This window comes from Staphylococcus sp. CoH_129_LAB_1, from assembly GCF_058191515.1.
Genome location: NZ_JBXWKZ010000017.1, coordinates 33,081 through 45,921, shown reverse-complemented (window position 1 = coordinate 45,921; position 12,841 = coordinate 33,081). Strand labels below are relative to the sequence as shown.

Sequence of the window (12,841 nt, the reverse complement as noted above, 5' to 3'; positions counted from 1 at the left end):
AAATCTATAACTTTCCCCATTTCGATACCATCGCCACCAAGTTTCCACTTGTGTTCTATTTCTAATATTTAATTCTTCCATAATTTCTTTTGTTGAAAATCCTGCTGCTTTCATTTCAACAGTTTTATACTTTGTTTCTACTGAATAAGAAACTCTTTTCATAGAAAAAACACCTCCGCATGATTCATTTTAATATGAATTCAACGAAAGTGTTTTTATATCATTCCCACTCATTGGGTTCAGTGCCATTATGAGTGAAGTGTCTCAGACTTTTTTTTATTGACAGTCGATGACTAAATTAAAAATATTTTTGTATCAAGCTTTTTCCAATACTGGTGGGGCTCAAGCAAAAAGACTTTCACTCTTTTGCATTTTAATGTTTAAATAGTTTCGTAACACCAGATACTAGCGTAATTGTTCCTAAAGTTATTCCGCCAACTAAGCCAATTTTTTTAAGCGCTTCTGTTGAAATAAATTCTTGGTAGGCAAGGGCAAGGTTTTGAGGTCTCTCAGCAAGTCGACGCATGAAATAACCAAACCAGTCATTGCCATATGGTACATAAACGGTAAAGTGATATCCTTGTCTAGCAATCTCTTCAGCTAATTCATTACGAAAACCATACAACATTTGAAATTCAAAAGTATCTTTTTCAATATGATGATCTTTTGCAAATTGTTTAACATGATTAATGATTTTATCATCGTGTGTTGCTATTGACGTAAAGTTTTTTGCATTAAGCAAACGTTTTTCAATAATATTTATATAATTTTTGTCTATATCTTCTTTAGTTTGATAAGCAATCGTATTATCTTCTTTATAAGCACCTTTAACAAGTCTTAATCGTAATTCTGGATACTCATCAATTAATTCCTCTGCTTCATAAAGATAACCTTGAATGACTGTACCAATATTTCTAAATTCACCTTTTAATCTATCTAAAATTTGTAATGTTTGTGATAAGCTATTGTATTTTTCCATATCAATATTAATATGCATATTATCATAAGTATTAGCCTTTAATAGAATTTCTCTTAAATTTTGATAGGCTAACTCAGTATCAAATTCGCCACCTAATGAACTTACTTTGACAGACATATGTGCATTCACTTGATACTTATTAATAGCTTCCATTATCTCAAGAATCTCATTTTTAGCTTGAGTCGCTACTGCTTTAGTATTAACAAATTCTCCCAAATTATCTACAGTAACATTAATTTGTTTTTCATTTAAACGTTCAATCGTCTCAATGAGTTGTTTTATAGTATTACCTGCAACTACTTTATCAGCACCCATTGTCGGACCAATTTTTTTAGCGGCTTCATTTAAATATGTGCTATTTGATAATGATATGAAAAAATTTTTGAATAAAGACATATCTATTCCTCCATCCCACTCGTATCTATCTATATAATAAGTTTATCATGAACATATTATTTAAGAAAGCGTTTTCATTTAATAGATTCTATTACTTTTAAATTCATTAGTCATAAAAATAAAAAATCTATATATTGTTTAACAACAATTAAAGCGATAATTTGATATAATACATTTGATAAACATTCAATTAGAGAGGATTCAAAAATATGTGGAAGTGGGAAACAGAACACGACGCTAAAGGCGTAATCGTCATAGTACATAATATGTTAGAACACACTGGTAGATATGCTTATGTGATTACGATGTTAAGACGTAATGGTTATCACGTTATTATGGGTGATTTACCTGGACAAGGTCAAACTTCACGATCTAATAAAGGACAACTACAACAATTTGAAATGTACCACGAGGAGTTAGTTGAATGGATAAAAATTGCAAACGAGTATAAATTACCAACATTTGTTATGGGCATTGGATTAGGTAGTTTAATTATTCTCAATCTACTTGAAAAGACTGAACTACCTATTGAAGGCATGTTATTACTTTCTCCAATGCTTGAATTAAAGAAAAATTATAAAACACGTAAAAATATGTTTATATCTAATATTGGAAAGAGTTCAAAAGACGCTAAGTTTAAATTAGGTATAGACTATAATGAGCTAACACGAAATCCAGAAGTGATTGAAGAAACACAACACGATGGATTAATGTTAAAAAAAGTATCATATAAATGGTTTAACATTATAAATGAAACAATGAAAGAAACATCGCAACATATTAAAGATATCAAACCTTTACCCACTTTATTAATGTATGGTACAGAAGACAAAATCTTAGAAACATCTTCAATAGATGCTTTAAAAAAACAGCTTAATACTGATGAATTATATTTTAAAGTATGGAAAGGCTTTTATCATGAAGTACATAATGAACCAGAACGTGATCAGGTTATGAGATATGTACTTACGTTTCTAAATAACAGTGTGAATACAATGGGCTTCATTGTAAAAGATGAAGAAATCGAAGAAGTATAAGAATAAAGTTATTTAAAGAGGCCGGGACATAATTCCTAGCAAAATAGCCAGTAAATGAGTGTATTATAAATTTATTTACTGGCTTCTTTATTTACAATACTACGTATTGTTGGCTCGCTTTCTTAGGAGACAGCTTCAGCCTGTCCTGTTCTCTCAAGAGTTTCGCCAAAATACTTTTTGTTTATATGTAATTTTACATTGAAATACTTAAAAAATAAGGCTCTTTCGCATAAATTAATAAATACCAATAAACTAAATTCACTAGGTTCCTTATATATCAAGAATATAACATGACTCAACTTACTTTACTAATGGTACTCAATATACGAAAACTAACAACCCAACGAGTTGAAAATAAGCAAAAATTTATAAAAAAGACAATTTCTATATTATTTCAATAGAAATTGTCTTTTTTCATTTATCCAGAAACTTTATGTTCCAGACTCTTTTTATTTTAAATTGCTTAGGTACTAGACGTATAATATAAAAGTTGATGTAAATATATACAATTGGTATATTTTTATTGATATAATAAATTAAGTTTTTAAAAATATTTTGATTTTTATTCAATTGATGTTTTTCAATATAAAAATTTTAAGAAACATTTATTCTTAAATCGTGAATAATTATGTTTAAGGGGAATTTTAGATATTTATTATAACTATTAAAATATTTAGCTTTAAATATTAGGGGAGGGATTTACTGTGAAATTGCAAATAAAAAAAACAGTATCCATGGTACTGAAATTAGAAGAATTATGTAAGGATATAGAATCAATATTTAAAGTTATTCATGAAAATTATAATTTAAATAAGGAAGAAGTACTTATTTTATTAACATTATGGGAAAAGGGTCCTATGACATTAAAAGAAGTGAATCAATACGTTAATATCAAATCATATAAACGAACAAGAACGTATAATAATTTAGTTCAATATGATTGGATCTATAAAGAACGTCCAATCGATGACGAACGAACGGTTATTATACATTTTAATGAAAATAAAAATAAATATAGAAATGAGTTGTTGGATTTTATTACTAAGACAATTAAAAGCAAATATGAGTCTTTAGAAAATAGTTTAAATTCTTTGATGAGTGTCTGACTATAAAAACCCCTATAAATTAAAACAAACTAAAATGTTTTAATTTATAGGGGTTAGTTATGAGAGTTCTTGAATTTATCTTTTTTCAATTGCACATATAAATGGCGCATGATTGACTTGATTAATAAATTGATATTTTAATATATGTGCTTTACTTTGATTAAAATGCTCTAGATACTTTAACAGCTCATCTCTTTCGACCTGACCTTCATCATGACCATGATAAATCACTAGAACAATGATACCTTCTGTACTTAATAATTTAAAAATACTTTCAATCGCTTGAATGGTTGTTTCAGGTTTAGTAACAATTGATTTATCACCTGTAGGTAAATATCCCAAATTGAAAATAGCTGCATCCACGTTTCCAATAAGATCGTTTGGTATATAATTTAAGATATTTTCATGTCCATCATGTATTAATGTGACATGGTTAAACATGGCAATTTTTTCTTTTGTATGTTCAATAGCTTCTTTTTGTATGTCAAAACCAATGACTTTACCATTAGGTACTTGTTCCGCTAAAAATAATGTATCATTACCATTACCACATGTAGCATCAATCACTATACTATCATCGTTAATATGTTGTTTTATAAGTGTTTTAGCAAACGGGAGAATACGTTCTAATTTCATGAATTCACCATAGAATTTGATGTATAGAATTTACCTTGATAAGAATCACGACGAGCTAACTCATTATCGATTTCATTTAGTACTTCCCATTTATTTACACTCCACATTGGGCCAACCATTAAATCTATTGGGCCATCGCCTGTAATGCGATGAATAATCATTTCAGGTGGAAGAATTTCAAGCTGATCACACACTAAATTTGTATAATCTTCTTGGGTCATAAATTCAAGCATACCTTTTTCATATTGTTTGACCATTGGTGTACCTTTAAGTAGGTGTAATAAATGGATTTTAATACCTTGAACATCCATTTGTGCCACTTCACGTGCTGTTTCCATCATCATATTATAATCTTCACCTGGTAAGCCATTAATGATATGTGTACATACGTTTATATTATGCTTACGCAATTTAGCAACACCTTCGTAATATGTTTGCATATCGTGAGCACGATTAATTAAATCAGACGTTTTTTGATGAACAGTTTGAAGACCAAGTTCTACCCATAAATAAGTGCGTTGATTTAATTCAGCTAAATAATCAACAACATCATCTGGTAAACAATCTGGACGTGTAGCAATTGATAATCCAACCACACCTTCTTCTTTTAACACAGGTTCATATTTTTCTTTTAAAACTTCTACAGGTGCATGGGTATTAGTAAATGCTTGGAAATAAGCAATGTACTTACCTTCACTCCATTTTTCGTGCATTCGTTCTTTTATTTGTTGGAATTGTACTTCAATTGGATCAGCTCTATTTCCAGCAAAATCACCGCTACCAGCTGCTGAACAAAATGTACAACCGCCATGTGCGACAGTGCCATCTCTATTTGGACAGTCAAATCCACCATCTAAAGCAACTTTAAAAATTTTCTGGCCGAATTTATTTTTTAAATGGTAATTCCATGTATGATATCGTTTATTTTCAAAGGCATACGGGAAATAGTTACCCATAACACATTATCCTTTCTATCTAACTTAGTTCTAAGTAAAGATTTTAACATATTTTAATGTTATAGTGTTTAATATAGTTCGATAAAAATATAAAGAGAGGACTTAAAATTATGAATATACCTAGATCAGTATGGTGGCTAGTTATAGGAATGGCACTCAATATAACTGGCGCTAGCTTTTTATGGCCTTTAAATACGATTTATATGAAAGAAGAATTAGGAAAAAGCTTGACAATTTCTGGGATTGTTCTAATGATTAATTCTTTTGGAATGGTAGTTGGTAACTTACTAGGTGGAACGTTGTTCGATAAGTTAGGTGGTTACCGAACAATCATGATAGGTACTATTACTTGTTTGCTTAGTACAACATTACTTAATTTCTTTCATGGATGGCCGTGGTATGCAGTTTGGTTAGTGCTACTTGGTTTTGGTGGGGGAATGATTGTTCCAGCAATCTACGCAATGGCTGGTGCCGTTTGGCCTAATGGTGGCAGAACAACTTTTAATGCGATTTACTTAGCTCAAAACATAGGTGTTGCTGCCGGAGCTGCAATGGGAGGATTCGTTGCTGAATTTAGCTTTAATTTTATCTTCTTAGCCAATTTAATCATGTACGTATTATTTGGAATTGTAGCCTTTACGCAATTTAATTTAGAATACCATGCTAAAGTGAAATCACCAGATAGTCTAGATATACAAAATAAAGAAAATAAAAAACGTTTTATAGCTTTAATATTATTATGTGCAATGTTTAGTATTTGTTGGATTGGATACATTCAATGGGAAACAACAATAGCCTCATTTACGCAACAAATTAATATTTCAATGTCTCAATATAGTGTATTGTGGACGGTAAATGGAATTATGATTTTAGTTGCACAACCATTAATTAGACCTGTCATTCGTTTGTTAAAAGGAAACTTAAAATATCAAATGTTTGTTGGTATTTTAATTTTTATGTTGTCATTCTTTGTTACAAGTTTTGCAGAACAATTTACAGTTTTTTTAATAGGAATGATAATTCTTACTTTTGGTGAAATGTTTGTATGGCCTGCAGTACCGACGATTGCCAATTATTTAGCGCCACAAGGTAAGCAAGGTCAATATCAGGGTGTAGTAAATTCTGCATCAACTGTGGGGAAAGCATTTGGTCCTCTAATCGGCGGTATATTGGTCGATACATTCAATATGAGTGCAATGTTCATAGGAATGATAATTCTTTTATTAATAGGAATGTTTTTCTTATCTATTTTTGATAAGGGTCTACCGAAACATTCACAACATGAAAATCGTTGAAAGACAACTTGAAATTAAACATATAAAATGTACTGAACCACTTGCAATTAGGTTACGAATCTCATAATATTAAACTGTATTGGACTAGTAACTTAAATACTTTTCTAAAGAGAGCTAGTGGTGGTGTAAACTAGCGTTAAGAATTAAGTGAACTTACCGTTAATTAATTGAATTTAAAACATCTCTTACTATTTATAAAGTGCACATACTAAATGTGAATGAGGGTGGTACCGCGGCTACAAAAGTCGTCCCTGTTTAATTAATAGTTTGAGGTGTTTTATTTTTATTAGGAGGAACATACTTTGGGTTACAATCACAAAGAAATTGAAAAGAAATGGCAAAAGTTTTGGGCTGAAAATAAAACATTCAAAGCGAGTGATAATTTAGGTCAAAAAAAATTCTATGCATTGGACATGTTTCCATATCCATCTGGTGCGGGATTACACGTAGGACATCCAGAAGGATATACTGCAACGGATATTATTTCTCGTTATAAACGTATGCAAGGATATAATGTATTACATCCAATGGGTTGGGATGCCTTTGGATTACCTGCTGAGCAGTACGCACTAGATACTGGGAATGATCCTAGAGAATTTACTAAAAAGAATGTTCAAACATTTAAACGTCAAATTCAGGAGCTCGGTTTTAGTTATGATTGGGATCGAGAAGTGAACACTACAGATCCTGAATATTATAAATGGACGCAATGGATTTTTATTCAGCTTTATAATAAAGGACTCGCATATGTAGATGAAGTTGCAGTAAACTGGTGTCCGGCACTTGGTACAGTGTTATCAAATGAAGAGGTTGTAGATGGTGTATCAGAACGTGGGGGTCATCCTGTATATAGACGTCCGATGAAACAATGGGTATTAAAAATCACAGAGTATGCCGATCGTTTATTAGAAGATTTAGATGAATTAGATTGGCCTGAATCAATTAAAGATATGCAAAGAAACTGGATTGGTCGTTCTGAAGGTGCACGTGTATCATTTAATGTTGAAGATATTAATGACACTATTGATGTATTTACAACACGTCCAGATACTATTTATGGTACAACATTCTTAGTACTTAGTCCTGAACACGCTTTGGTAAATGATATTACCACTGACGATAAAAAAGAAGAGATTAAACAATATCAAGAAGAAGCTTCAAAAAAATCAGATTTAGAGCGTACCGATTTAGCAAAAGATAAATCAGGTGTATTTACTGGTGCTTATGCCATTAATCCATTATCTGGTGAAAAACTACCAATTTGGATTGCTGATTATGTACTCTCTAGTTATGGTACAGGTGCAGTAATGGCAGTACCTGGTCATGATGAACGTGACCATGAATTTGCTAAGAAGTTTAATTTACCTATCATTGAAGTGATAGAGGGTGGAAATGTACAAGAAGAAGCTTATACTGGCGAAGGTAAACATATCAATTCAGGCGAATTAGATGGTTTAGATAATAAAGAAGCGATTACTAAAGCGATTACTTTACTTGAGCATAAACATGCCGGCGAGAAAAAAGTGAACTACAAATTACGTGACTGGTTATTTAGCAGACAACGCTATTGGGGAGAACCTATCCCAGTGATTCATTGGGAGGATGGGACAATGACAACTGTACCAGAAGATGAATTACCTTTATTACTTCCTGAAACGGATGAAATTAAACCTTCTGGCACTGGTGAATCACCGCTAGCTAATATTGATGAGTTTGTAAATGTCGTTGATGAAAAAACAGGTATGAAAGGACGTCGTGAAACAAATACAATGCCACAATGGGCTGGTAGTTGTTGGTATTATTTACGTTATATTGATCCTCATAATGAAAATATGTTAGCAGATCCAGAAAAATTAAAACACTGGTTACCTGTTGATTTATATATTGGTGGGGTAGAACATGCAGTACTTCACTTACTTTATTCAAGATTCTGGCACAAAGTATTATATGATTTAGGTGTTGTACCTACTAAAGAACCATTCCAAAAATTATTTAACCAAGGTATGATTCTTGGTGAAGGTAATGAAAAAATGAGCAAATCTAAGGGTAATGTGGTTAATCCAGATGATATTGTAGCTTCACATGGTGCAGATACATTACGTTTATATGAAATGTTTATGGGACCATTAGATGCCGCGATTGCTTGGAGTGAAAATGGTTTAGATGGATCTAGACGTTTCTTAGATCGTATTTGGAGACTATTTATTAACGAAGATGATTCCTTAACCAATAAAGTCGTAGAACATAATAATTCATCATTAGATAAAATATATAACCAAACAGTTAAAAAAGTGACAGAAGATTTCGATTCACTTAACTTTAATACAGCAATTAGTCAATTGATGGTATTTATTAATGACTGCTATAAAGCAGATGAAATTTATAAACCTTATGCTGAAGGATTTGTAAAAATGTTATCACCTATCGCACCACATATTAGTGAAGAATTATGGCAACGTTTAGGTAATCAAGAAACTATTACGTACCAACCTTGGCCAGCTTATAATGAGTCATTACTTGTAGATGATGAAATTGAAATTGTGGTACAAGTCAATGGCAAAGTAAGAGCGAAATTAAATATTCCTAAAGACTTATCTAAAGAAGAAATGCAAGAGTTAGCATTGCAAAATGAAAATGTTAAACTATCTATAGAAGGTAAAGAGATTAAAAAAGTTATCGCTGTACCTCAAAAATTAGTGAATATTGTTGCAAAATAATTAAAGAGGAGTTTTACAATGGAATCAATTACAGTAAATCAATTAAAAGAAAAAATATTAGACTCTAATCCTGTTAATATAATTGATGTGCGCACAGATGAAGAAACAGCAATGGGCACAATTCCTGGAGCTAAAACAATTCCGATGGATCAAATAGCTGATCATTTAAATCAATTTAATAAAAACGATACGTATTATATTGTTTGTGCTGCTGGTGTTCGCAGTGAAAAAGTCGTACATTATCTTGAAAAAGAAGGAATTCATGCAGTGAATGTTGAAGGTGGCATGCGTGCATGGGGCGATGAAGGTATTGAAATAGATAGTATTTAATGATTTAGAAATAACAAATTATTATACAGAAAAACGGTGAAGATTTGAGTCTTCATCGTTTTTTATAATTTAATATAATTTTAATATTTTAATATTATTTAGTTGTGGTAATTTTAATTTTATTATGATATTATATTAAAGCACGAATATAATGTATTTCAATGATAGTTATAACTACAACATACCTCAAACTTGTTCATTATAACTAACGACATCAAGAGAGAACATCAAGGAGGAAATATAATGAATTTTTTAAAAAAACAAAAATTTAGTATTCGTAAATTTAGTGTGGGGACATTTTCTACCCTTATTGCTACATTAGTATTTTTATCCCATCCTGGTCATGCAGCGACTCATGACGAGGAAGCAAATACAAGTGCATCACAAGTGAATGAAAGTACATCAACCAATAATCAAAATACTAATGCAGAACAACCACATAGCGAAACGATAACACCGACAAATATATCTAATTCAAATCTAAATAGTCGAAATAATGAAACTAACGCTGCAATTGATCATGTTCATGAAGAAGATAGAGTGAATAGTGGAACCAATAGCGCTGAAAGCAATGTAAATCATAATGAGCAAAAAAATCCTGATGACCAGGTTAGCAATGTAAATCATAATGAGCAAAAAAATCCTGATGACCAGGTTAGCAATGTAAATCATAATGAAACTACAAATGAGAATCAGCCACATAGAAGAGGGAAGCGTTCAGTAGATAATACTCCTAATTCTACCACTACTAATACAGATCCAATGGCTGTAAATGAACAGAATTCAGGTCAAATCATCAATGGTACATTTTCAGATACATCACAAGGTGCGACGTTACCTACTAAAAATTTAGAATCATCAATGAATAGTGCTAATACGATCACAGGTTGGCATGTAAGTAGTAATGAACAAACAACAATTCCATTAATTTGGGGTCCGAAATCCTTACCTGCATATAATCCTTATATATTTGATAAAACTAATAATAAAATTGGTGCAGTGCTGTCAAAATATAATGGTAATTTTAACCAGGTTCCAGGTATAGCTGATCCTACTGTAGGATCAATCTATCAAGATGTTGATGTTACTCCTGGATCAGAAATTCAATTACACTATATATCTAGTAGTATGAACAATATATGGGGGATTAACGGTGCAAGGGTTTATATTTACGATGCTAATAACCCTTCTTCCCTTTTATATAAAGGGACTCCAGATATATTACAGAACCCAATTGGTAACTTTTTAGGCGTATTTCAAGTGCCAGAATCAGTGTCACGATTAAGAATAAGATTTGAATCGGCATTAAACCGCAGTACCGATTCGACTAATGGACATAGACTTTTAACAGGTCCTAATAACTTTGGAGGTGGAGTGTTAGCTGATGTTACCGTTAATAGTGGTGCATATTTAACGGCAACGGTCAATAATACACACTACTTTGCACAATCAGGGTCTATAAGCGCTGATAGAGTGTATCAAGAAATAGGGTTTAGAATTGAAAACAGGGGACATTCTAGTTCAAATAAAACTGAATATACTATTGTTTTACCAGAAGATGTGACATACGTTTCTACAAAAAATGCTACAGGAAAATTTAATGCAGCGACTAGAGAGTTAAAAGTTAAAATAGATCGTCTTGAAGCAGGCGCAAGTAAAAATATTTCTATAGGATTATCCTTACCAACTGACCGACCAATCGAAAAAGAATTCTTAGGACATTTGACTTACGTTACAGATGGTATAAATATGAATAGATTAAGTGATTCTAAAGATTTTGGAAAAAATAATGGTGATCACTATGCAAGGTATGGTGTACATAATGAATTCGTAAGTAATGATTCTGCCATGCGACAAGGAGATATTGTGTTAGATAAGCAAATCATTACAGTCAAAATGTATAAGCAACATTTGAAAGATAAAGTAACAGAAGTTGAAGATGATTTAGCAAACCTTGATCAAAATGATAATTCTCCTGAAGTATGGGAAGCAATGCAAGAGGCGCTTAGAAAAGCTAAAGAAGTCCTAGCAGAAACAGATGATATGCCTGTAAGTGAATTGAAAGATCAAGCAACGATTAATAGTATCGATTTAAACTTAGATAAAGCACATGCTAAATTATCATTAGATAAAGTTGCAAGAGCTAAAAGAGCTCTCTTTATGAGTAACGATACAGCAACAATTGAAGAAAAAAATACTGCGATTGAACAGGTGAATCAAGCATTACAATCTAGTTATACAACTGTTGATCAATCAATGAATTCAAACGATGTATCAACAAACAAAGATTCTGGAATTAATCAAATTACAATGATTGATCTTAATCCAACAGTAAAGCAAGCAGCAATTGATGAAATAACAGAAAGAGCAAATACTAAAAAAACTGAGTTTGAAAATAATCCTGATGCAACAGTAGAAGAAAAAGAAGCTGCAAAAGGGATCGTTGATAATTTAGTGTCAGAGGCTACCACAAATATTATGAATGAAACAGCAAATAATGGTGTAGCTCAACAAAAAACAATTGGTATAGCTAATGTGAAGGCTGCAACTATAACTCCGACTGTTCGACAAAACGCTAGGATAGCACTAGATAATGCAGCATCTGTGAAAAAAGCTGAAATAGATAACGATCATAATACAACTTTAGAAGAAAAGAATGCAGCTAAAGCTGAGATAGATAATTTAGTAGCGACAGCAAAAGCTAATATTAACACTCTAAGTCATAATAATGAAATTGAAACATTAAAAGAAAACAAAGTAGATGAAATATCACATGTTGTAGCACGTCCAATAAAGAAAAACACTGCTGAGCAAGCAATTGATCAAGCAGCTACTACAAAAAAACAAGCAATTGATTTAATTGAAGATGCAACATTAGAAGAAAAAGAAGCAGCAAAAGCGAAGGTAGATCAATTAGTAACAGAAGCAAAAACTAATATTAATCAAGCAACTACTAATGCGGGGGTAGATGAGGCACAAAATGAGGGAACAACTGCGATTAATACAGTTATTCCGAATGTAGTTAAAAAATCAGATGCAAGTGATACAATCGATGAAGTAGCTCGAATTAAAAAAGCAACGATTGATCAGACACCAGATGCAACAATAGAAGAAAAAGAAGTTGCGAAAGCGAAAGTTGACCAAGCAGTAACGGAAGCAAAAGCAAAAATTAACGAAGCGACAAGAAATACTGGCGTTGATGAAGCAAAGACAAACGGCTTGACTATCATAAATGCTATTCAACCAGAAATAGTCAAGAAAACAGAAGCAAGACAAGCAATTGATGACTTAGCTAGAGTTAAGAAAGCATCTATTGATCAAACGCCAGATGCGACAACAGAAGAAAAAGAGGCTGCAAAAGCGAAAGTAGACCAAGCAGTAACAGAAGC

General features: G+C 31.8%; 10 protein-coding genes, 1 pseudogene and 1 other annotated feature. Of the genes and pseudogenes, 7 read left to right on the top strand and 4 right to left on the bottom strand.

The genetic code is table 11. The annotated features are described in order from the left end of the window. Both AC2FB1_RS06710 and AC2FB1_RS06705 read right to left on the bottom strand, forming a co-directional pair. The coding region (locus AC2FB1_RS06710) for a helix-turn-helix domain-containing protein (RefSeq protein WP_490674502.1) at positions 1 to 162 on the bottom strand (162 nt) is incomplete at its 3' end. Positions 163 to 373: 211 nt separating this feature from the next. Next, positions 374 to 1,375 (bottom strand): proline dehydrogenase family protein, encoded by a 1,002-nt coding sequence (locus tag AC2FB1_RS06705; protein WP_490674498.1) that lies wholly within the window; start codon positions 1,373 to 1,375, stop codon positions 374 to 376. Between the two features lie 209 nt (positions 1,376 to 1,584). Here AC2FB1_RS06705 and AC2FB1_RS06700 point away from each other — a divergent pair, with 209 nt between their 5' ends. From AC2FB1_RS06700 to AC2FB1_RS06690, 3 genes and pseudogenes are all read left to right on the top strand, one after another. Then, complete coding sequence (locus tag AC2FB1_RS06700; protein WP_490674497.1) at positions 1,585 to 2,412, top strand: alpha/beta fold hydrolase; 828 nt, start codon at positions 1,585 to 1,587, stop codon at positions 2,410 to 2,412. Between the two features lie 305 nt (positions 2,413 to 2,717). After that, positions 2,718 to 2,899, top strand: a pseudogene (locus AC2FB1_RS06695) (hypothetical protein); the annotation flags it as partial. A 247-nt stretch (positions 2,900 to 3,146) separates the two neighbouring features. Beyond that, positions 3,147 to 3,518 carry a transcriptional regulator, SarA/Rot family gene (locus AC2FB1_RS06690; protein WP_490674501.1) on the top strand — a complete coding sequence of 124 codons (372 nt, stop codon included), beginning with the start codon at positions 3,147 to 3,149 and terminating at the stop codon, positions 3,516 to 3,518. Between the two features lie 75 nt (positions 3,519 to 3,593). Here AC2FB1_RS06690 and mnmM read toward each other — a convergent pair whose 3' ends face one another. Beyond that, positions 3,594 to 4,154: a tRNA 5-(aminomethyl)-2-thiouridylate-methyltransferase MnmM gene (mnmM, locus tag AC2FB1_RS06685; RefSeq protein WP_490674496.1), complete on the bottom strand. Its 561-nt coding sequence runs from the start codon at positions 4,152 to 4,154 to the stop codon at positions 3,594 to 3,596. Further along, on the bottom strand, positions 4,151 to 5,110 hold the full coding sequence (gene mnmL, locus AC2FB1_RS06680) for a tRNA modification radical SAM protein MnmL/YtqA (RefSeq protein WP_490674495.1): 960 nt from the start codon (positions 5,108 to 5,110) through the stop codon (positions 4,151 to 4,153). Before mnmL ends, mnmM begins: the two co-directional genes overlap by 4 nt. A 110-nt stretch (positions 5,111 to 5,220) precedes the next feature. On the opposite strand from mnmL, the gene AC2FB1_RS06675 reads away from it, so the two are divergent. The 4 genes from AC2FB1_RS06675 to AC2FB1_RS06660 form a co-directional block, all read left to right on the top strand. Beyond that, positions 5,221 to 6,405, top strand: a complete 1,185-nt coding sequence (locus AC2FB1_RS06675; protein WP_490674494.1) for an MDR family MFS transporter — start codon at positions 5,221 to 5,223, stop codon at positions 6,403 to 6,405. Between the two features lie 65 nt (positions 6,406 to 6,470). Then, positions 6,471 to 6,661: a binding site (T-box leader), on the top strand. 46 nt (positions 6,662 to 6,707) lie between these two features. Beyond that, the gene (leuS, locus tag AC2FB1_RS06670) at positions 6,708 to 9,122 is read left to right on the top strand and encodes a leucine--tRNA ligase (protein ID WP_490674493.1); all 2,415 of its coding nucleotides are present in this window, start codon (positions 6,708 to 6,710) and stop codon (positions 9,120 to 9,122) included. Positions 9,123 to 9,140: 18 nt separating this feature from the next. Continuing rightward, positions 9,141 to 9,452, top strand: a complete 312-nt coding sequence (locus tag AC2FB1_RS06665; protein ID WP_490674492.1) for a rhodanese-like domain-containing protein — start codon at positions 9,141 to 9,143, stop codon at positions 9,450 to 9,452. 243 nt (positions 9,453 to 9,695) lie between these two features. After that, positions 9,696 to 12,841 (top strand): SasC/FmtB family protein (locus tag AC2FB1_RS06660; protein ID WP_490674491.1); only part of this gene is annotated, 3,146 nt, incomplete at its 3' end.